Source organism: Allorhizobium borbori (genome assembly GCF_014196535.1).
In the GTDB taxonomy this organism is placed as follows: domain Bacteria; phylum Pseudomonadota; class Alphaproteobacteria; order Rhizobiales; family Rhizobiaceae; genus Ectorhizobium; species Ectorhizobium borbori.
This window is the reverse complement of the sequence record NZ_JACIDU010000013.1, coordinates 1-21,042: the sequence shown is the minus strand read 5'-3', so window position 1 is coordinate 21,042 and position 21,042 is coordinate 1. Positions and strand designations below refer to the sequence as shown.

Genomic DNA, 21,042 nt, shown 5'->3' with positions numbered 1-21,042 from the left:
CCTGCTTGAACGACCGTTACGATGCGCCCTGCTCAGGGAGCGCGCGGTGTCGGACGAAGACAAGGACAGTAAAACAGAAGCCCCGACAGACAAGAAGATGCGCGACGCCGCAGAGAAGGGTAATCTTCCCTCATCGCGCGAAGTGTCCATTTTCGCCTCTGCTCTCGCCTTCTATATGTATCTCCTCTTCTTCCTGCCCGATGGCCTGGTGCGCATAAGCGAGGCGCTGAAGGACATTTTCGAGCAGCCCGAACAGTGGCGTTTGACAACCAGCCACGATGTCGTGTCGCTTTTCGTGCATCTTGCCAAGGAGTGTGCGCTTCTGCTGCTGCCGGCGGCCATCATGTTCGTCGTGTTCAGCATCATCGCCTCCGTGGCGCAGAACCTTCCCAGCTTCGTTCTGGAGCGAATCAGGCCGCAGATTTCCCGCCTTTCACCAATCTCCGGCTTCGGGCGGATTTACAGCCTGCCGGGCATGGTCGAGTTCGGCAAGTCAATGTTCAAGATCCTCGTCGTTTCGGCGATCATGTATTTCGTGCTGCGCAACGATTTCTTCCGCTCGCTCGACGCCATGTTTTCCGAGCCGGAAACGATCTTCGCGCGGCTGTTTTCCGTCGTCAGCAAATCGATGATCGTCATCCTGTTCGCAACCGGCGCGCTCTCCATCGTCGATGTCTTCTGGACGCGTCACAAGTGGTTCACCGACCTGAAAATGACGAAGCAGGAAATCAAGGACGAAATGAAGCAGTCGCAGGGCGACCCGATCGTCAAGGCCCGCCAGCGCTCGGTTGCGCGCGACCGTGCGCGGCGGCGCATGATCGATGCCGTGCCGCGGGCCACGCTCGTCATCACGAACCCGACCCACTACGCCATCGCGCTGCGCTACGCACAGGAGGAGAACGATGCGCCGGTCGTCGTGGCCAAGGGTCAGGACCTGATCGCGCTCAAGATTCGAGAAATTGCCGAGAAAAATGACATCCCAATTTTCGAGGATCCGCCACTCGCCCGCTCCATGTTTGCGCAAGTCTCGGTGGATAGTGTCATCCCGTCAGTCTTCTACAAGGCTGTGGCGGAACTGATCCACCGGGTATACGCCACCAGCCCGAAAAACAAACGGGTCACATAACCTGATGAAAAAATGCCCTTTTTCCGAAAAACGCGAAGCCATTCTCGCCGAGGCCATCAGCCCGGTGGCAGCGGAGCTGAGATTGCTTGATGCAGCGGACCTGATTTCGCTTCTCAGGTTCGAACGCCATGGCAACCTGGCGGATCTCGTTTCATCCGCAGCAGAGCTGTATTTTCTTCCCGGTACCGTGAATTTCGGTCTGGGCGGCGATTTCAGGCTCGATTGGGATACCCATCCGTCGATCACGCTCGACCTGGAAATCAAGCCCCGCGGCGTGACCATCTACGCGCAGCTTGCGCTCGAGGCTGATCAGGCGGGCATCGCCATCAACCACATCGCGTTCCAGAGCCCTTCCGAAGACCCGGAAGAAAACACGGCTTTCCTCGTCGAGAGCCTGCGCGAAGCTTCCTTCATCAAGGACTTCAAATGCCTGACTGGCCCTGTTTTCCAGGAAAACCGCGCCGCCTGACGGACTGAACAGGCGCTTCAAGCCTGTGGCCAAAATCCTGGGTCCATGACGGGCTTCGGGTCTATCCCCTCCCCCCTTTCCCCTGCAATCGAAATGCCAGGCATTACGGGCCACTCGTCCGGGTGATCGCCGGCACGTTTTCACGTCGTGTCGCGGCCCTGCACGCGCAAAAGAAAACGCGCCGAAAAGGCGCGTCGCTGCATCTTCACCAAGGGCAATCGATCACATCGTCAATGGATATAGCCAAGCCGGATCGCCTTGGCGATCGCCTGAATGCGGTTGACGGAATCGAGCTTGATCGCCGCGGAGCCCAGATAGGCATTGACCGTGTGGACCGAAAGTCCGAGCTTTTCGGCAATTTCTTCACTGATCCGTCCGTCGCCGGCCAGTTGGAGACAGGCAACCTCGCGCTCGCTGAGCGCCTCGGCATGGCCGGTCCGGCGTTCATCCAGCGTCAGAAGGTCCGCCATCAGACGGCAGCTTCTGACATGCTGATCGATAATGTCATCACTGGCGAGATCGAGCGAAGCGGCCGTGAAAATGACGTAACCATTGCCCGTGGTGCCAAGACGAACCGGAAACGCAATACCGGCATAGGGCAGCAGGCCCGCCGACAGGCGCACCGTCAGAGAGGCGAATTCCGGCGCCTCCGCAAAGCTGGCCTCACCCACACCACCCCACATCAAGGGCAGCAGCGATTTGTCCAGATGCTCGATCAGGGTCGTGCCGTACACCTCGAGAAAGCGATCACAGGTTTCCAGTGCTGAGGCACCGAAATTCTCAAGCTCGCAGACCAGCTTGCGACGGTTCGGCATGCCGCCGCCCGCCATGCGGAAAACTGCAAAATTACGCGCCTTCAGCTTCTTCTGCATCGCAACGAATTGCGGAAAGAGATCCGACCGGCTGGAGACCCGCTTCAGTAGCGACGTCTCCGTCGCCGAAGGGCCCAAAGGATCGGTTGGCTGAGGCATGATCACAGTTCCCCGTCTCATACGAGATTGTTCCGTACAGCGTAGGCGATCGCCTCGGAGCGTGTCTTCGTCGCCGTCTTACGCATGACGCTTGTGATGTAATTATTGATTGTATTGCGCGAAATACCGAGAATGACCGCGATTTCATCGCTGGTCTTGCCTTCGGCAATCCAGAACAGGCATTCAACTTCGCGCTCGGTCAGTTCGAAATCGCGGTCATTGCGCTGACCGTGCCCTTCCACGAAGCTCGCGCCATAGGCGGCCAGCAACGCCGCCTCCCGCAGCCGTTCCTGCGACAGGATCATCTGATCCTCAAACAGCAGCAGCAGGGCAAAACGCACGCGACCGACGCAGAAGAGCAGCGAACAATATTGCTGCGACATGCCGGGCGGTGCGCGGCACTCCGCCGGCAGCCGCTCGAACGACGGCTGCAGCAGCGTGACGCATTTTTCGAGTTCCGTCGTGCGGGAGTAGTTATCGGACAGGGCGGTACTGATGCGCCGCACAAGATCGAAAGGCCAGTTGGAAGTGACGATGAAGTTGAGGCCCTGCTCCTGGAGCAGATCGTAGCGGGCGAGGAGAAAGCGAGCAGCGCCGACATATTCCGTCAGACAACGCATGGCCTCGTCGATATTCCCGACGCCTGCAAGCTGGGTCAGCCTGCGGATGAGCTGCTCACGCGGCAGGGTATGAACCACGCCGGAGACAGCCAGCGGTGCGCCATTCATCGAGCCCGCAAGACTTTCTGCTTCCATTCCGCATACCCCACGGGCGAGCATTTCGCCGGCCACAAGTCCCGCCTTCGAAGTCTCTTCGTCCCCTTCCTTCTGGCGAACGGCTATCATCTGCCCCAAGGATACCCCCACGAATCGTTAGCATTGTAGAAGTCTGCCACAAGAATGCCATCATTCAGGCCGGACTTCCCATCAAATTTCACAGGCTGCGGGCAAATGGTAAGGGCTCATGAACAGGGGTAACCCTATTGCAACGCTAACCTTCCCATCAACGAACATCAACGGTACTTTTGTTTGCTCTCATCTCCGCCACACTTATGGCAGAGATGAGTCGCCGCTTAATTGACCAAGATCAATTCGCGCGCGGCATTTTCTGTCAGGCGGCCTTTTCGGTAGCCCATTTCCGAAGGATTTTCGCGGCGCGTTCTTCGCTGATCTCGACCATGCGGGCGAGGCGACGTTCCGGACCTTCCTTGACGCGACGGTTGAAGCCACCTTCCTCGTCGCCACCGGTAAGCAGGTCGTCGGTGCTGTCGAAGCCGAAGTCGGCGCCGAAACCTTCCATGAGTGCCGGGTTGTCGCCACCGAGCTCCGGCGGCGCGAAGTCCGGCAATTCCAGACCGCCGCTGCCAACTTCGCCTGCGCCGGCGGCGCCGGTCTTGCCGGAGATTTCGCGGATCAGCGGGCGGATACCCATCCAGACCACCAGGAAGGCGACGGCGACAAAGGCCAGCGCGTTGATGATACCACCGATGTTGCGGCTCAGGTTCTCCATGATGGACGGACCGGCTGCAGCCTCATCGAGGAGCTGATTTTCGAGGAATTCCATAGCGGTGACGGTGACCACATCGCCACGCTCTGTATTCAGGCCCGCGGCTGAGGCGACGATCTTCTGCATTTCGGCCAGATAGGCATCGATCTTGGCCTGATCCATCGGCTCGCCGACCATCTTGGCAATGCGACCGCGGTTCACGACGACAGCGACGGAGACCTTCTCGATCTGGTAGCTGTTGCGGGTAGTCGCGGTGACGCGGCTGTTGATTTCGTAGTTGGTCTGCTCTTCCTTCTTGTCCGACTGATCGGAGGAAGCGGGACCGCCTGCGCCGCCCTGGGGGGCGGCCTGCGGCACGTTCTGTTCGACGGTTGCAGCCGAATCCTGCTGACGCGATTCAGACTTCTGCGCTTCCTTCGTCGTACGAACGGAGCGCTCGACGCGCGATTCCGGATCGTAAACCGTTTCCTGGATCTGCTGGCTGTCGGTGTTGATGGCGGCGGTGACGCTCGAACGGAAATTGTCCATGCCGAGGAACGGTGCCAGCGCCTTGTCGATACTGGATTCGATTTCCTGCTGAACCGACTGGACGACACCGAGCGACCGGGCGAGCGAGGTATTGCCGCCTTCATCACCGGAAGCGAGAAGCTGGCCGGCCGAGTCAAGAATGGTTACGTCGGCGACATCAAGGCCGGGAACGGCCGAGGCAACGAGGTGGCGGATGGAGGGCGCGGACTTGCGACCGACACTGGAAGACGCACGGATCATGACCGACGCGGTCGGCTTCTGCTCGCCGCGGCGGAAGTTGCCGGCATCGGGCATCACGATATGAACGCGGGCGGCTGCAATGCCGCCGATCTGCTGGATGGTGCGGCCGATTTCGCCCTCAAGGGCACGGACGCGAGTGACTTCCTGCATGAAGGATGTCAGACCGAGGGAGCCAACCTTGTCGAAGAGTTCGTAGCCCGCATTGGCGCTATCGGGCAGGCCACGTTCGGCAAGCAGCAATCGTGCGCGGCCCGTTTCACCGACCGGCACCTTGATACTCGTCCCGTCCGTCCCGACCTGGAAGTTCACGCCGGTTTCCGCCAGCGCAACGCTTACCTTGTTCAGATCGGTGACTTCGAGACCGACATAAAGCGTCTCGTAACCGGGCTTGTTCACATACATTGCCGCAGCGGCGACAAGCCCCAGCGATACAACAGCCGCCCCTACCAGGATGGCGAGTCGCTTCTGACCAAGACCAAGCAGGTTCTGGTAAAGCTTAACTAATTGATTTGACAGATTCATTCTGTTCTCGCGCCGTCAAACAAACCGTGGACATCTTTTGTCCCTGTCGCACGGTAGGAAACGAAACTTGTGCGAGCGTTTCGCTTCGGCGCTTTTCAGCCTTTTGAGCCGAAATCAGAAGAAGTCGAAATCTCCTGCCGCTTTGGTCAGTGGCTGGGAATGACCATGACGCACACCCGTTGCAAGCGCGCGTTGCATGTCGGCCAGTTTGATAAGGCTAAGCGCCGTCGACAGATCGATCTGCCATTCCGCCGGAATGGAGGCCGTGATGGTGTCGATGAACTCTGCCAGACCGCGCACTTTCTGAACCGTCAGGTCAATGCCCTGCAGGACCTTCATGCTGTCCGGTGAAGCCGCTACGGCATCCTCGCCCATGACTTCAAGAAGCTGGGGCTCGATCCGTTCGATAAGGTAAGCCACGTCATGCAGTTCGGAAACGACCCGCATCAGAACGTCAGGAAGCGCCTCTTCGACGGGCTCTTCTCGCGTCTTTCCCAATTCCATAACAGCTCCGATCCTCATCACGGCCGGCATTTCGCCTGCCCTCGGTCCTCGCGTGGCCATCCGGATGCGGACGGCCGTCTGCATTGCCTGCATCGGTTCCAGCCGACGCGCCGAAGCGCGCCTCAGAAGAACTCGATGGAACTTTCGACCGGCTTGAGCGCCGGAGCAGGACGCGCCTGTTCCATCGCCACGGTCTTGGTGGTTTCCGCACCCGTCAGCGGATACTGCCGAGCCCGCCCGGAGGCCGGCCAGTATTCCAGCTTGCGGCCGAATTCTCCCCCGGTGGAGGAACCAACCACCGGAATACCTTCGTCCTTGAGGAACTTCATGGCGAAGGCGGCATTCTGTTCGCCAACATTCGAGAAGGTCGCGATGGTTTTCGCACCCCCGAACACCTTGGCTTCCAGCCTGTCGCGCCGCGCGCCTTCCTTCAGGAGTCCGTTGATCAGGAGTTCCATCAGGTGCACGCCGTAGCGCGTCGCATCACCGCCCGATTTCGCCGTGTCGGCTGACCCCGGCAACAGGAAGTGATTAATGCCCCCAACACCTGCGACCGGGTCGCGAATGCAGGCTGCAACACAGGAGCCGAGAATGGTAGTGAGGACCACATTCGGATCCCGCACCACCTTGAACTCGCCCTGAATCACATGCACGCGCCTGGCCGCATCGTGTTCCGTCATTTCAGCGCTCCAAACACGGCCTCAATGGCTGCCTTCATCTTTTCGATGGTGAACGGCTTGGCCAGCACGTTGTTCGCGCCAAGCGCCGCCGCCTTCTGCACGAGGGCACGGTCGCCCTGGGCCGTCAGGATGATGAAGGCCGCCTTCTTGGTGTTCGGGTTGGTCCGAACAGCCTGAAGGAAGCCGAGGCCATCCATCTTCGGCATGTTGAAGTCCGAGATCACGAGATGATGCGGCTGTTCCTGCATGATCTTGTAACCCTGCTCGCCGTCACCGGCGGCCGTGATCTGCTTGAAGCCGAGCTGCTGGAGCGCATCCCCCAGAAGCAGACGGCTCGTGACCTGATCGTCCACAATCAGAACTTTGATTTTTTCAGCAAGCGACATTATTCTACACCTTCTTTCCGGGCGGCAGTAAGCTTCAGTATTTCCTCGCCAATGGAGCCGAGCGGGAGTTGCTGTTCGACAGCACCCAGCTCATAGGCGACACGCGGCATGCCGTAGACCACGCACGTTTTCTCGTTTTGACCGATGGTTTTGGCGCCAGCATTGCGCATCTTGAGCAAGCCGGACGCGCCATCGCGTCCCATGCCCGTCAGTATGACGCCCACGGCCCGGCGGCCGGCAAGCTCGGCGACCGAATCAAAAAGGACATCAACAGAGGGCCTATGCCCGTTCACGGGTTCTCGTTCAAGCAGACGGCACGACGGGGCGGAAGGATTGACCACCTGAAGATGCCGGTCTCCACCGGGGGCAAGATAAACCTTGCCGATTTCCAGCCGCGCGCCATCCGTAGCCTCTTCCACAATGGGGGCGCAAAGCCGGTTCAAACGTTCCGCGAAGCTTTTGGTGAAGCTCGGCGGCATGTGCTGGGTAATGACGGTCGGCGGGCAATTTGCCGGAAACTTCTGCAGAACCGTGATCAACGCCTCGACCCCACCGGTTGACGAGCCGATTGCAACAACCTTGTGGCCGACGCGATAGTCGGACACTGCCGGCGGAACGGGTACGGGGGCCGCATGGCCACCAGCCGGCCGCGCCACCCGCGGGCGCTGGGAGCGGGCCGCCGCCTTCACTTTCTCCGCAAGGTCGCCAAACGGACGGGCCTCGCCCGGACGCGGCTTGCCGACACAATCGAAGGCGCCGATTTCCAATGCAGCCAGTGTCGCACCCGCGCCGTGATGGGTGAGGCTGGACACCATGATGACCGGCATCGGGCGCAGCGTCATGATCTTCTCGAGGAATTCGAGACCGTTCATGTTCGGCATCTCGACGTCCAGCGTCACGACATCGGGATTAAGTTCCTTGATGGCGGCGCGCGCCTCCATGGCGCTGCCAACCTGCCCAACAACACTGACTTCCGGATCGGAGTTCAGGACTGCGGTGATCAGGCCCCGCATGGTGGCGGAGTCATCGACAACGAGAACACGCGCGGTCATCACTGCCCTCCCTTGGCCGTCGCCCGGCCGCCGGTGTAGCGGTAGGTCGTGATGCCGGTATTGTCGAACACGTTCTTCGCATCGCCGGAAACCCGCTCCGAATGACCGATGTAGAGCGTGCCGCCCGGCGCCAGCATGCCGGCAAAGCGCGACCACACCTTCATCTGCGTCGGCTCGTCGAAGTAGATCACCACATTGCGACAGAAGATGACATCGAACGGACCCTTGAACGGCCAGTTGGCCATGAGGTTCAGCTCGTTGAACGTGATGAGGCGCTTGACGCGATCGTCAACGCGGTGCTTGCGCCGCCCCTGGACCTCGACATCCTGGAACCACTGCTTGCGCAGCGGCGGTGCGACCGTTTCCAGCGCCGTATCGTCATAGACACCGGCGCGGGCCGCGGCGAGAATCTTCGGATCGATATCGGTCGCCAGGATCTTGAAGTCGTAATCGGCAACATTGGGCATGGCGCCCAGCACCGTCAGTGCAATCGAATAGGGCTCCTGCCCATCCGAGCAGGCCGCAGACCAGATGCGCACGCGGCCACCCTGACGGGCGCGCTCGATGAGCCCCGGAAGCACCTGATCGCGCAAATGTTCGAAATGGTGGTTCTCACGGAAGAACTTGGTGAAGTTCGTCGTCAGATGCGACAGCATTTCACGGCGAACATCAGCGCCCTCCGGCGAGGAGACCAGGGCGCAATAGCTGCGAAACCCGTCCAGACCAAGATTACGGATGTGCTTGGACAAACGTGAATAGACCAGCGAGGCCTTGGAATCGTTGAGATAGATTCCGGCATCGGCATAGATCATCGCGGCGATTTCGTTGAGATCACGCCGGCTGAGCGGGTACTCGCCGCTCGCCAGGATCTCGTCGCCCCCATGGCTCAGACTTTTCAGCCCCGAAAGGGTCATGCAGCCTCGCTTTCCATATCAGGAAACAGTGCGTCCAGCTCGATCATGCAGATCATTCGTTTATCGATTGCGAATATTCCGCGCGCATATTGACGTTCCAGATCGGAAGATACCTCCGGCACCGGCTGAATATTCTCGTCCGTGACAGTCAGAATGTCCGAAACGGCGTCGACCAGAAGGCCGGCGACCTGGTTCTTGAACTGCGCCACGATGATGACGTGGCGGGCAGACGGTTCGGCCGGCTTCATGCCGAGGCGGGCCGAAAGGTCGATGATCGGCAGCACGGCACCGCGCAGGTTGATGACGCCGAGAACATAGGCCGGCGAATGCGGCATCGCTGTCGCCGGCGTCCAGCCGCGAATTTCCCGAACGGACATGATGTTCACGCAGAATTCCTGGTCACCGATGCGGAAAGCGATCAGCTCCCGGTCCCCTGCGGTCAGATTTCTGGCTGTGTACGACATGACTCAAACTTACCCTGCGAGTGCGATTTCCGGTTTCAACGACTGGCCGCGCGAGGCGGCAACGACGGCATCCACGTCAAGAATGAGCGCAACGCGGCCATCCCCGAGGATTGTGGCGGCGGCGATACCCGGTACGTGGGTATAATTCGCCTCGAGACTCTTGATCACCACCTGGCGCTGACCCTGGATGGCATCGACCATGAGGGCGCGCTGGCCACCACCTTCGGATTCCACCAGCAGCGCGACACCTTCGACCGGGTTCGCCTGCGTGGCGCGGAAGTCGAGGATGCGGCCGACATCCACCAGCGGGCAGAAGCTGTTGCGGATCGAGATGAGCCGCTGCGATGCACCGAACGAATGGATGGAGGAGGCTTCCGGCTGAAGTGTTTCCACGATGGCCGTGAGCGGCACGACGAGCGTCTGGCCGGCCACCGTCACCACCATGCCGTCGAGCACGGCGAGCGTGAGCGGCAGGCTCATGACGAAGGTGGAACCCTGCCCCGGACGCGACTGGATGGAGATGCGACCGCCGAGCGCCTGAATGGAGCGCTTCACGACATCCATGCCCACGCCGCGACCGGAAATATCCGAGATCTTGTCCGCCGTCGAGAAGCCCGGCGCGAAGATGAGGTTGTCGATTTCCTCGTCGCTCAGGTTGGCATCGGCGGTGATCAGGTCGTTGTCGATCGCTTTCTGGCGCACACGCTCGCGGTTGATGCCCGCGCCGTCGTCGGCAAGCTCGATGATGATGCGGCCCGAGCGATGCTTGGCCGAAAGACGAACCGTACCTTCCGGGTTCTTGCCCTTCGCTTCGCGCTTCTCCGGCGTTTCGATGCCGTGGTCCACGGCATTGCGGATCATGTGTGTCAGCGGCTCGGCCAGCTTGTCGATGACCGTCTTGTCCACTTCGGTGTTTTCACCCTCGGTGATCAGGCGGATGGACTTGCCGGTCATATCGGCGACTTCGCGCACGATACGCGACATGCGCTGGAAGACGGGCTTCACCGGCTGGGCGCGGATGGCCATGACCGAATCCTGGATCTCGCGGGTGAGCTGCTGAAGCTCTTCGAGGCCCATATTGATTGAGGACGTACCATTGCTGTCGTTTTCGACAACGCTCTGGGAGAGCATCGCCTGGTTGATGACAAGCTCGCCAACGAGGTTGATCAGGCGGTCGACACGGTCAAGATCGACGCGGATCGTCTGGCCGGCCTGGTTGGCGGCGTTGTTGGCCTGCGCGGCGGCGGCGGCAGCGGCAGCAGCCGGGGCTGCTGCAGCGGCGCGGGCCGTCTGGCTGACGGCGGCAGCCGTCTGAGCGGCACTGACAGCCTCGGCGGCAGCGGCAGCCACGGGCGCGTCAGCGGGTGCTGCTTCGTGATGATCGCCCATTTGGTCATGGTCGTGATCATGCTCTTCGGCGGTCATGGCACCATCGCCGTCGAGAATGGCGAGATCGAAGGGAACCGGAATCATCGGCAGTTCCGCCTCTTCGTTCTCCTCAAGGCCACGCACATCGATGTCGCAATCCCATTCGGCGAATTCGAAGACCGAACGGATACCTTCCTCGCCCTTTGACGTGCGGACGGTCGCGACCCAGTGGAAATAGGCTTCTTCCGGGTTAAGCGCTTCCAGCGGCGGCAGGGCATCCATGTTGCAGTTGACGGTCATTTCGCCGAGACGGGCGAGATCGCGCAACAGGAGAGCGGCTTCGTTACCCTTGGCGTAGAGATCGCTGCGAGGTTTGAAGGTCACTTCGAAGACCGGATCGGCTGCGGGTGCGGCCGGCTCGTCGCCGAAATCATCGAAGGTGAACGGGATCGGCTGGAAGCCGCTTTCATCCGTCGGCGCGGGCTTTGCCGCAACAGCAACGGGAGCCGGTGCAGCCGCGGCAGGCTTGGCGGGTGCGACTTCCGGTGCGCCGGAGGCCGACGGCATTTCACCGCGGGCCAGCGCTTCCAGTTCCTTCACCAGTCCCCGGGTGCGGCTTTCATCGACGCTTGCCCCGTCGCGGGCGGCATTGGTCAGGTCGGCCAGAACGTCGGCGGACTTGAGCATCACCTTCAGAACGTCCTGATTGGGCTCCAGCTTGTTGGAGCGAACGCAATCGAGCGTCGTTTCGAAGACGTGAGCGAACGAAACCAGATCGTCCAGACCGAACGCCCCGGCACCACCCTTAATCGAATGTACGGCGCGGAAAACGGCGTTCACCGTTTCAGGGTCGCGGTCACCGTCATTGAGCTTCAGAAGACCGGACTCCAGTTCTGCGAGCTGCTCCTCGCATTCCTGGAAAAAGATCTCTTTGATTTCGTTCATATCCATCGGAAGAATTCCCGTCAGGCGGTTACACGCTCGATCGCATCAATCAGTTTCGCAGGATCGAAGGGCTTGACGATCCAACCCGTCGCACCGGCCTGGCGGGCGCGGTTCTTCTTCTCCGCGTCGCTCTCGGTCGTCAGAACGAGGATCGGAATGGCGCGATACTTCTCGTTGCGGCGCACGCCTTCGATGAAACCGAAGCCGTCGAGGCGGGGCATGTTGATATCGGTGACGATCACGTCCGGTTGGGACGTTTCCAGCACTTCCAGTCCCTCGACGCCGTCTTCAGCCTGAATGGTTTCGAAGCCGGCATTGTTGAGTGTGACCAGGAGCATGTTCCTGATCGTTCTGGAGTCGTCGACAGTAAGGACTCGCTTCTTCATCAGTGGCTCTCCTTGGCAAGCAGATGATCGATGTTCACGCCCACGAGGCTCAGGGTTTTCTGAAAGGCCTCGGAGATGGCGGTAATGGTGAAGGTACGCGTATCGGCTTCCCACGCGCGCGCCGCCGCAACCAGAACCTGGATGCAGGGTACGCCCGCGCGCTCGACGCCCGAGGCATCGAGCGTGATGTTCTTGCCGCGCGCATCGAGAAAGGCACGGTGAAGCACGGTGGCCTCATTGAGATCGAGCACCGCTGCAAGTTTCATGGTGGTCGCGTTCTTCTTCGCCGCCATCAGTTGGTTCCTTCCGCTTCAAGCCGGAGACACAGTTCCACAAGCATTTTTCTTAACCCCTCCCCGCCTGGCCGTAGGCGATCGCCCGCTGAACCGGGGCGCGCTGGACTTCAGGGCGTCGTTCGTAAACCGGCTCTTCCTCCGCCCATCCGTCATGCTGCCGACGGGCCATGCGGAACTCGCGAACGGTATTGCCAAGCTCGAGAATGACCGTCTGCAGGTCGCCGGCAGCACCCGAGGTGCGCTCCGCTTCAGCGCGCGTCTGGCCGAGATCGGAGCCGATGGCGGCAAGCCGTTCGCCAGCCGCCTTGATTTCGACGGCCTGTTCGCCGCTTTCGCGAGCGATGCCGGAAAGCGCCGTATTGATATCGCCGACCTGACGCATGATCTCGCCTATCGCCTGACGGGTCTGACCGACCATGTCCACGCCAGCCTCGACCTGCCCGCGCGTGGTGGCGACGAGCGTCTTGATGGAACGCGCCGCCTCTGCCGAGCGCTGGGCAAGGGCGCGGACTTCCTGCGCCACAACCGCGAAACCGCGACCGCTGTCGCCGGCCCGCGCCGCCTCGATACCGGCATTGAGCGCCAGAAGATTGGTCTGGAAGGCAATTTCATCGATCACGCCGATGATGCGGCCGATTTCTTCGGCCGAATTCTCGATATCGGCCATGGCGTTCAGCGCGCGGGCGGCAATCGCGCCGCTTTCCTCAACGCTGCGGCCAGCACCGGTGGCAACCTGAGCAGCCGCACCCGTGCTTTCGACCGCGCGATGCTGACGGACGGCAAGCTCGGACAACAAGCTCGCAGTGACAGAGACGGTCTCCGTCTGCTGTCCAGCCAGTGTAACCAACCGGTTGGCCCCTTCGCGCATTTCGACCGTGCGGGCAACAGCATCCTCGCTGGCCTCGGTGACCGAGACAAGGCTGGCAGCAATTTTTTCAAGGCCAGCATTCAACCGTGCGATGGTTTCGCCATAGGCTTCCGGCATGTCTTCCGGCAGCTTGTGGCCAACGCCGCCCGCTTCCAGCGCATCGGCGACAGCCGTAAGAAGGCGGATGGCCTCGGCGTCGTGACCGGCACTGCGCGCCTTCAGTTCCGCATCGTGGCGCATGCGTTCGCCATTGAAGCGCAGCGACAGCGCAATCTCGGCATCGACCATGACCAGACGAATGAGGGCGGAGACCAGTGCACGCGCTTCTTCCGCCTTGCGCTTCGATGACGGCAGGAACGGCGCAGGGGTCATTTCCGTGAGAATGCCGGATACGAGGTGTTCGAGCACGACCGCATGACCGGCCATGTTCCAGCGCGGGTCGAGCCCCATGCGTTCCTCGGTATCGGCAACGAGCTTGGCGCGCTCGGCGTAAAGGCCATCGAAACGCGCGTCCGTCAGCACGTTCCAATGCGAAAGCTGCAAATCGTGAAGGCGATCGACCTGGTTTTCGCTGGCGAACTGGCGCGCGGCGTCCGGAGAGGTCTGGTAACGCTGGAAGAGATCGCGTAGCGCCTGCCCGGTGTGTTTTTCGAGCATCGGGCGATGACGGCGCAGCAGTTCGGTTCCGGCAGCATCGAGCCCGGCAAAACGCAGGCGCTCGCGCAGACCGCCGGCCTGCCCTTTCCCCGCCGTTTCCGTTTCGTGCCGAACCATGTCCCCTCTTCGCCACCGGACTTTTTTGCCGGCAATGCCTGCCTGAATGACCGGACCGATGACGGTTTCTAAGCGGCATTACCGCTCGTCAGCGCAAAACCCGCGCGACCTGCATCGGCCTTGATAATCAAGTGATTGTTTTTATTGAAATACCGGATCGACCGGTACGGGAGGGGCGGCATCATGCCAGGAGGGGAGGCCCATTGCGGGCATCCCATTCCCCCGTGTCTCACAATCTTTATGGTTAATTCCTTGCCCGAAGGTTAAGAAAGTCTGGCCAAACACTCACGGTCATTTCTTGGTGCCCGCCATGGTGGATTTAAAACCCGTTTGACGCGCAAGCCACGGGCAAGTTCGACGGTGCATTCTCCTTCTCGCAGAGCCCGTATGACCATGATGTTCAGGTAGGACGACAATGACTGTTCTCGTAATCGGTGCCTTTTTCATCCCCACACTGACGCTTCTCGCCTTCGCGCTTCTGGGCACGTTCCAGTCGACAACGCAAAAGGCATACCGCCCGATCTTCTGATCGCCTGGCAAACAGCCTTCCCCATGCGAAACGCCGCCCGGAAGGTTCCGGGCGGCGTTTTTGCCGATGGCCATCGATCAACCAGGCGCTGAACCGCGCCGGATTTACCGGAGACTGTTTGGTTTAATTTATGCGACCATGGCCGGCTCGTCCAGCATGGCGTAATATGGTTCTTCGGCCTCGGCTGGCGGAATGTTCCCTATGGACTCCAGAAGGCGGCGATTGTTGAACCAGTCGACCCATTCCAGCGTAGCGAAATCCACGGCTTCGAAGTTTCGCCACGGTCCGCGCCGATGGATGACCTCGGCCTTGTGAACAGGAGGCGAAGCCGGGCACGCTCGGCATGCTCATCAAAAAGTATCGTGCCAGCCCGCGATTTCAGAATGAGTTGGCCGATAGAACCCGTGCCGATTACCAGAAGGTCTTTAATTACCTGAAAGCGATCGAGGACACTCCCCTCGCCCGCTTCAATCCGCCTTTGGTGGCCAAAATCAGGGACAAAGCTCTTGCAAAGCACAAATTCCGGTTTGCGAACTACGTGCGCACGGTGATCGCCGTCATCTTCGATTGGGGGCTTGAATACGGCTATACGAAGGAAAACCCAACGAAGGGCGTGAAGGTTGCTCAGCGCCCGAAAAATTTGCCTGACGCGAATCGCCCATGGACTGATGCGGAGAGGGAGACGGTTCTTGCTGCCCTTCCTTCTCACATGACCCTGCCGATGGTGTTGATGATGTACTATGCGCTCGATCCGCAGGACGCACTTGGACTGCCAAAGACTGCCATCAGCGCTACAGGAATCGACACGCGGCGCGGCAAAACGGGGCAGGCTTTCTACCTTTCGATCATGGAGCCATTGGCGGAAGCGTTGTCGCAGGCACCGACGCACGACGCCATCACGCTATGCGCCAACTCACACGGCAAGCCATGGACCTACAACGGCTTCAGTACGAACTGGGCGAAGATCAAGGGGAAGTTGGAGCAGGAGGGAAAGGTCCAACCGGGCCTGACCCTGAAGGGCCTACGGCACACCGTGGCAAGCATTCTACGCGAAATGGGGAAAGACTACGGAACCATCCAACTCGTGCTTGGGCACGCTACTGAGGCGATGGCCCGGCACTATTCACGGCGGGCTGACATGACGCGGCAAGCGACCGCCACCGTGACTGACTTCGAAGCCGAGATGAACAAACGGAAAACTAAAATTGTCAAACCCGGAGATTAATTTTGTCAAACCCAACGTGTCACGAAAGGTAGAAGACGTGAAAGAAAATAACGATACCAAGGGTTTGGAATGGTGCCCGGAGGCGGATTTGAACCACCGACACGCGGATTTTCAATTGAAAATGCATCTCACAAGCTACTGATTTATAAATGCATCATCCTTTATGCGCTAGATATGTGCTAACTCATGCGTATCTTTAGTTTCGTGCAGCATCCCCACCCAACCGCATGGTTCATTGGCTTGGCGCGTGCTCCACGAGATAGCGTGTGGCAAGACCGATGTGACGGGGAATGCGCTTGTCCTTACGATAGTCAGCGATAAGGCGGCGCGAAACTTCCAGTGCCTCAGCCATTCCGTCAAGCGTCATGCCCATCCGGTCCATCGCAACGCGGAACTCCTCGTTTGAAAACTCGGCCTCCGGCAAAGCGTCCAACCAGACAGCAGAGAAATCAAGGTTGTCGCTCCATTCAATCGCGTTGCGATATTCACTGACCCGGAACGAACGAAACAACACGTCATCGCCGCGCAACGGCTTATAAAAGCGTCGGCTTTCCAATGCCGGGGCAAGATCCACTGTTTTTTCGCGACCGTCTTCAAAGCGCACATGCAGCTTGCGGCCATCGAGAGGAACGACGGAAGCAAGACGCGGCAGAGCGGAGCCGGCCGAGATGATGTCATCATCATTGATGTCAGGGATTGAGGCGATACCACTCATGTTCCAGACGCTCCTTGTTGCTCGATGCCCATTCGACCGCCAGCTTATATTCACGCCCCGAGAGCGCGCCGGCGATAACAGCGAAATCTGCGATACGGATCAAAGCTTCTCGATCCGGTGACACGACATGGAAATGGGGAGGGTTATGGTCGCCCGCGAAAACCTGAATCTTCAGATTTCCGAGCATGACAAGAGTTGGCATCCCGATCTCCTATGACTACATGAAATTAGTGCATAAGGCGCACTTTTTCAAGGGCCGTAGTCTGGAAGACCGATTGCTACCTGACACCCTTTACAAAGTATGAAACCGTCAGGTTTTTAGATATTATGAGTGTATTCGGGCCGCAAACAGTCAATCAGCGATGGTATTGACAACGAAAGAAGCGAACAAGAGTATACCATCCACGAATAAATCGGAACTTCAATGGTGACGCTGGAGGGAGCGCCCACCATCGCTTAAAAGCCTTAGAAACCGAGCTCTCAAGGATGGTTAGGGGGACACAATGTCCCCCTTCTGTGTCTCTGCATCGCACAGGATCAGGAGGCACGCAACAGACATAGGCAGCCGATGTGTCGGCTTGCGATCGAGCTGAGACGCAAGTTTACCCGATTGCCTTCTCGATAAAGGCGATCGTCTTGGCCTGAAAGTTTTTTGTGACGCAGTCCGCATAAGTTGCGCCTGTTTCACTTCCGAGCCTGTCTGGATCAAGGTAGTACATCGTGCCGTCGGTGGCGATTATTTCGTGCTTCACCAGATAGTCGAGGACTGCCTGACCGGTGCCTTTTGTCATTCTTTCGTGGTCAAGCTTATCCTTAAGACGAGCCAAGCTTCCCTTGCTGTGCGACCGAAACGCTATTACGAATTTGCGGAACCGCCTCAGCGCTTCCTCAATCCGTGCATCTTTTGCCACGCGCACTTCGCTCGCGAAGTTTGTCCAAGGATGACTGCGAGCGCCCGGCCAGATTACAGATAGCGTCGTCTCGTTGCGCACTGCGGGTACTGATACAATTCCACCTTGGTAGTTGTCCGCAACCAGCGACACCGAGCCAAAGCGGTGACCCACCGGCCCCTCTACGACGAGCTTGCTGGCGTTGATTACAAGGTTCCCGCACTCTATATCGACCGGTGCAACAAGTGTTGCTTCTGTGCCAGCGCCGATCTCAACCCGAGAAAGTGGCGCAGTCATTAAGACATCTTCGATATGTGACCCTAGGTAGAACGTGCCCACTTGATCGGTAGAAAACTGGATCAGTTGGCCCTTCACCAATCCCTTCTTCACTACCGATATTTCTACATCCGCCTTCAATGCCTCTTCCTCAGAAGCACTCTCGTCAACTTCGACCGTCAAATTAGCCGTTTCACCAATTGCGAGACGAGCACGAATTGACGAATAAACTATTCCAAGGTGCTCCGGGGGAACATTACGAGAACCGTCACGTGTGATAGCATCATAGTAAAAATCGGCTAAGAACGGGTTAGCCGCTGCGCCTCGTGCCAATTGAGTTTTTACAGCTGTCTCAGAGGTGGTTCCGCTGAGTAAAGCAGTGACCAAAATCATAGCTTCAAAGACAGCAGAGGACGGTTGATCCCGTCCATTCAAAAAGGGATGCTCGGGCACCCATGTCGATAGTGCAGCGTCGTATTTTTTAGCGTCACTGGAGCTCATAGCCATTGATGAGGGCTGGTTTCCACCGATAACCCGCGCGACCAGCCGCAACAATTGTTCGTCCGGCGTGTAGAGTTGGTTGTTCAAAGCTGGGTCATCAAAAGTGATGCTTGATAGCTTGCTACGCTCTCGCTCAAGTATGGCAGCAACTACGGTCTGCAAAGTTACTGGTTTCTCGCCTTTTTCCACCGAAGCAATCAAAGCGCTAGGATTGGGTTCTTTGGCAACCCGCTCTGCTACGGCTTGTAGTACCGGTGCGTAGCCCGAGAATGTCGTGCCGTCACTCTTCGTCTCGTCACGCAATTTTTCGAGCAATAACGCAATAGCATTTCGTTCTGCTTCTGGGTGACTGCTTCCTTCACGCGTATTTTCCAACTGTGCGCATGTAAAGTCGATGGCTGTGTCGAGATCATAATATCCAATTTCTAACACCGACACCGACACCAGACTTTCCATTACAAGCCATGCGTCTTGTACCGCACCCGTTCGTCCAAACATTATCACGGGTAAGTGGCGATCTATGCACAGAGACGCGACGTCACGCAAAAATGCTTCGAATGCCTCCTGTGTTACCCTCAGGCGTGCTTCATCCAATCCGTCTATAAGGAGTGTCGTCCTTTGTTCGGACCAATCATTGAACAGTCCTGATTTCGCAAGGCCGCCGCTGATGGTATTCGCTCCAACAGCGTCAGCTATTGCCAAGTCAATATATACCACACCGGTCCGTGCGGCGATTTCTTTAGCGAGAGTTGACTTGCCGACTGCTCCCGGCGCGGAAATCAGAAGAACTTTTGCTTCCCGGGCGTCATGTCCGTTTGTGAGTTCGTCATTCAGCGCGAGAGGCGCTTCCACAAACGTGCTTAACGCAGGGATTTTCGCGAACCATCCTGTAACTTCCTTGAGTGGAGAAGCCGTAGCGTTCCCCAACAGCGGCAGCCAGAAATTCTCTAATGTAAGCAAGGAGGCTCTCCCCATAAGTGAACAAGATCAGTTATTAAATCGACGCAATGATTGCGTATCTGCACCGATATTGGTTTGACAAGCTAGCTCTACCGTTACCTGCGCAAGGATTTGCATTGTTGGGCTGCACTGAATATATCCATATCGCCGGTTATTTTCTTCTCACTAAATGCGAAAACTCAAGTTCATCGAGCCTGCAAGCTGCTCGGTATACCATGCTGCGAGCAAGCTTGTGTTGGTCGGTGGTTTCGTTTGTTTGGTCGTATGCAGCCAAAAGAATATTCTTCAGCCAGCCATAATCTACTGTTTTCGCCGGTGGTATCGCTTGTATAGCCTGTGCCACAATTGCAACCTCACTTACATGTACCGGCGCTGCAATCTCGCCGTTCAACAGTGATAGTAGCGTCGACTGCACTTTTCCGACTGCGCGGTTCAATGCACTTGGCCCAGTACCGTTAAGACGAGCGACAGCCGCGTCGCGCCGCTGTTTGTATGTTGCGCGCTCCGCTAGTAACGTCGAGACGACATCTTCAACTGTCATTTTTGAAGCTTCAACATAGTAGAATAAAGGCAACCACGCCCGCGCCGTATGCGCAGAGTGAACGACGTACTGAAGCGGCTGAGCCACAGGGGTGACCTTTAAGAAATTAAGTAGAACAGCTTCACTCGTAACATTGCTACGTATCGTCTCACGCTCACCTGATTTGATTGGACTGACGTCTCCGATCAATCGCAGTGCTGGTGCGCCTGCCTCTTCACTGAACTGACCTTGTCTCAAAAATTGAATTTTAGGTAATAGCTGTTCGTCAATCAGAAAACTTCCTTGCTTTCCTTCAACCTTTCCGGTGTCGAGATCGAGTGTCGCCGCTGATCCGACGGCAATACGTGCCATCCTCCTCGAAAACTCGGCTACCGCCTTCTGTTCGCGGTACGATATTATCTGCTGTAATTCTCCTGGTTTTATAACACGTGTTTCCCCCACATAGCGATAATATATTGCTCCTTCCTTGATCTCTGTGTTGATATTCTTGATTGCCATGACGGGAGGGTGATCATGTTTTTCAACGTGAATGACACCAACTTCTGCCTCCCCTACCGTGATTGTGAGCGTTGTGAATGTAGGTACTGGATGCAACGCACCTGCCAAGCATCGGTTGATTTCCGCTGGGTCTGTCTGCTGGAAGGACTTGTTCGTAAGTCCTGTCGCTTGTAGCATCCCGTCGGGTAGTTCGGTGACGCCAAAAAAGATAAATCCGCCCGCATTGTTTGCTAGTCCTGCAATCGATCTTAAGGGATCAGCAAAACGGGCCTCTGGTCGCAGGCAAAACGTCTCCTTGCATTCAATTCGGTCAGTCTCATGGCTGGTTAGCATCCAGCCTACTCGGCCTTTGGCGAACAGAGCAAGCGCTCTCTCGCTCAGCGTTGGCTCTCGCGGAGGTAAAATCTCGCCCACAACTGCGCCGATGTCGGCAGGCTTGAAGGAAGAGAGAAATGCATTCAAGTCCTGTTCCGATGCGGTCGGAACTTCCGGTCCGTATGTCCCATCCCTTATCTGGGTAATTCGCCCGGAGTTTACCGCCCTATCCTGTCTATTGAAATAAAACTGAATATCTTTGTTTTTCATCGGACGTAGCAGCATCGCTTTTATAAGACCGATCTCGACGTCCGTTATGCTGCGCTTGCCCACTAGTTCACCCGGTATGCTTCTCCATCGAAGCTAAACCATAGCAGCACCGTCAGACAATGCTACCGTATTGGTTGTACAGAACTCCAAATTAGGAAATTTTTACGACGAGGTATTCAAGCTGTTTGATGCAGCCACGTCCCCCATTGGGTGCTTTCGGTTGGGCTGCTGTTGATTGCCACTGAGAACTGACCCGGCGTTTCCACCGAGAATTGACCCGCGTGTTAGGTATGTTTCGGGTCTGCGGTCGTGGTCAAGTTCCT

20 protein-coding genes and 1 pseudogene are annotated in these 21,042 nt (G+C 58.1%); 3 read left to right on the top strand and 18 right to left on the bottom strand.

What is annotated here, in order from left to right; genetic code table 11:
- Positions 1-46 precede the first annotated feature (46 nt).
- Positions 47-1,126 carry a flagellar biosynthesis protein FlhB gene (gene flhB, locus GGQ66_RS15520; protein WP_183793647.1) on the top strand — a complete coding sequence of 360 codons (1,080 nt, stop codon included), beginning with the start codon at positions 47-49 and terminating at the stop codon, positions 1,124-1,126.
- 4 nt (positions 1,127-1,130) lie between these two features.
- Positions 1,131-1,595 carry a BspJ family T4SS effector nucleomodulin gene (locus GGQ66_RS15515; RefSeq protein ID WP_183793646.1) on the top strand — a complete coding sequence of 155 codons (465 nt, stop codon included), beginning with the start codon at positions 1,131-1,133 and terminating at the stop codon, positions 1,593-1,595.
- Between the two features lie 230 nt (positions 1,596-1,825).
- Here the strand turns inward: GGQ66_RS15515 and visR are convergent, their stop codons facing one another.
- The 14 genes and pseudogenes from visR to GGQ66_RS15445 form a co-directional block, all read right to left on the bottom strand.
- Positions 1,826-2,566 carry a transcriptional regulator VisR gene (visR, locus tag GGQ66_RS15510; protein WP_183793645.1) on the bottom strand — a complete coding sequence of 247 codons (741 nt, stop codon included), beginning with the start codon at positions 2,564-2,566 and terminating at the stop codon, positions 1,826-1,828.
- Positions 2,567-2,583: 17 nt separating this feature from the next.
- On the bottom strand, positions 2,584-3,294 hold the full coding sequence (gene visN / locus GGQ66_RS15505; protein WP_237358952.1) for a transcriptional regulator VisN: 711 nt from the start codon (positions 3,292-3,294) through the stop codon (positions 2,584-2,586).
- A 382-nt stretch (positions 3,295-3,676) separates the two neighbouring features.
- The gene (gene fliF, locus GGQ66_RS15500; protein WP_183793643.1) at positions 3,677-5,362 is read right to left on the bottom strand and encodes a flagellar basal-body MS-ring/collar protein FliF; all 1,686 of its coding nucleotides are present in this window, start codon (positions 5,360-5,362) and stop codon (positions 3,677-3,679) included.
- A gap of 114 nt (positions 5,363-5,476) precedes the next feature.
- Complete coding sequence (cheT, locus tag GGQ66_RS15495; RefSeq protein WP_183793642.1) at positions 5,477-5,866, bottom strand: chemotaxis protein CheT; 390 nt, start codon at positions 5,864-5,866, stop codon at positions 5,477-5,479.
- A gap of 122 nt (positions 5,867-5,988) precedes the next feature.
- Positions 5,989-6,546, bottom strand: coding sequence for a chemoreceptor glutamine deamidase CheD (gene cheD / locus GGQ66_RS15490; RefSeq protein WP_183793641.1), 558 nt, complete (start codon positions 6,544-6,546; stop codon positions 5,989-5,991).
- The gene (locus GGQ66_RS15485) at positions 6,543-6,932 is read right to left on the bottom strand and encodes a response regulator (protein ID WP_183793640.1); all 390 of its coding nucleotides are present in this window, start codon (positions 6,930-6,932) and stop codon (positions 6,543-6,545) included. Before GGQ66_RS15485 ends, cheD begins: the two co-directional genes overlap by 4 nt.
- Complete coding sequence (gene cheB / locus GGQ66_RS15480) at positions 6,932-7,984, bottom strand: protein-glutamate O-methylesterase CheB (protein ID WP_183793639.1); 1,053 nt, start codon at positions 7,982-7,984, stop codon at positions 6,932-6,934. The genes GGQ66_RS15485 and cheB overlap by 1 nt, the downstream gene beginning before the upstream one ends.
- Positions 7,984-8,898, bottom strand: a complete 915-nt coding sequence (cheR, locus tag GGQ66_RS15475; RefSeq protein WP_183793638.1) for a protein-glutamate O-methyltransferase CheR — start codon at positions 8,896-8,898, stop codon at positions 7,984-7,986. Before cheR ends, cheB begins: the two co-directional genes overlap by 1 nt.
- Positions 8,895-9,362 carry a chemotaxis protein CheW gene (locus GGQ66_RS15470; protein WP_183793637.1) on the bottom strand — a complete coding sequence of 156 codons (468 nt, stop codon included), beginning with the start codon at positions 9,360-9,362 and terminating at the stop codon, positions 8,895-8,897. The genes cheR and GGQ66_RS15470 overlap by 4 nt, the downstream gene beginning before the upstream one ends.
- A 9-nt stretch (positions 9,363-9,371) precedes the next feature.
- Positions 9,372-11,681: a chemotaxis protein CheA gene (locus tag GGQ66_RS15465; protein ID WP_183793636.1), complete on the bottom strand. Its 2,310-nt coding sequence runs from the start codon at positions 11,679-11,681 to the stop codon at positions 9,372-9,374.
- 14 nt (positions 11,682-11,695) lie between these two features.
- Positions 11,696-12,061, bottom strand: a complete 366-nt coding sequence (cheY1, locus tag GGQ66_RS15460) for a chemotaxis response regulator CheY1 (RefSeq protein WP_183793635.1) — start codon at positions 12,059-12,061, stop codon at positions 11,696-11,698.
- On the bottom strand, positions 12,061-12,354 hold the full coding sequence (locus tag GGQ66_RS15455) for an STAS domain-containing protein (protein WP_183793634.1): 294 nt from the start codon (positions 12,352-12,354) through the stop codon (positions 12,061-12,063). The genes cheY1 and GGQ66_RS15455 overlap by 1 nt, the downstream gene beginning before the upstream one ends.
- Before the next feature lie 52 nt (positions 12,355-12,406).
- Positions 12,407-13,999, bottom strand: a complete 1,593-nt coding sequence (locus GGQ66_RS15450; RefSeq protein WP_183793633.1) for a globin-coupled sensor protein — start codon at positions 13,997-13,999, stop codon at positions 12,407-12,409.
- 657 nt (positions 14,000-14,656) lie between these two features.
- Positions 14,657-14,845 (bottom strand): annotated as a pseudogene (locus GGQ66_RS15445) (IS3 family transposase); the annotation flags it as partial.
- A gap of 26 nt (positions 14,846-14,871) precedes the next feature.
- Between GGQ66_RS15445 and GGQ66_RS15440 the strand changes: the two are divergent.
- Positions 14,872-15,753 (top strand): tyrosine-type recombinase/integrase, encoded by an 882-nt coding sequence (locus GGQ66_RS15440; RefSeq protein WP_183793632.1) that lies wholly within the window; start codon positions 14,872-14,874, stop codon positions 15,751-15,753.
- A gap of 232 nt (positions 15,754-15,985) precedes the next feature.
- Here GGQ66_RS15440 and GGQ66_RS15435 read toward each other — a convergent pair whose 3' ends face one another.
- From GGQ66_RS15435 to GGQ66_RS15420, 4 genes are all read right to left on the bottom strand, one after another.
- Positions 15,986-16,468 carry a DUF2442 domain-containing protein gene (locus GGQ66_RS15435; RefSeq protein WP_183793631.1) on the bottom strand — a complete coding sequence of 161 codons (483 nt, stop codon included), beginning with the start codon at positions 16,466-16,468 and terminating at the stop codon, positions 15,986-15,988.
- Positions 16,443-16,670 carry a DUF4160 domain-containing protein gene (locus GGQ66_RS15430; protein ID WP_183793630.1) on the bottom strand — a complete coding sequence of 76 codons (228 nt, stop codon included), beginning with the start codon at positions 16,668-16,670 and terminating at the stop codon, positions 16,443-16,445. Before GGQ66_RS15430 ends, GGQ66_RS15435 begins: the two co-directional genes overlap by 26 nt.
- A gap of 400 nt (positions 16,671-17,070) precedes the next feature.
- Positions 17,071-19,095 (bottom strand): hypothetical protein, encoded by a 2,025-nt coding sequence (locus tag GGQ66_RS15425; RefSeq protein WP_183793629.1) that lies wholly within the window; start codon positions 19,093-19,095, stop codon positions 17,071-17,073.
- Positions 19,096-19,246: 151 nt separating this feature from the next.
- A complete protein-coding gene (locus GGQ66_RS15420; RefSeq protein WP_183793628.1) occupies positions 19,247-20,782 on the bottom strand; it encodes an AlbA family DNA-binding domain-containing protein in 1,536 nt (511 codons plus the stop codon).
- Positions 20,783-21,042: the final 260 nt, after the last annotated feature.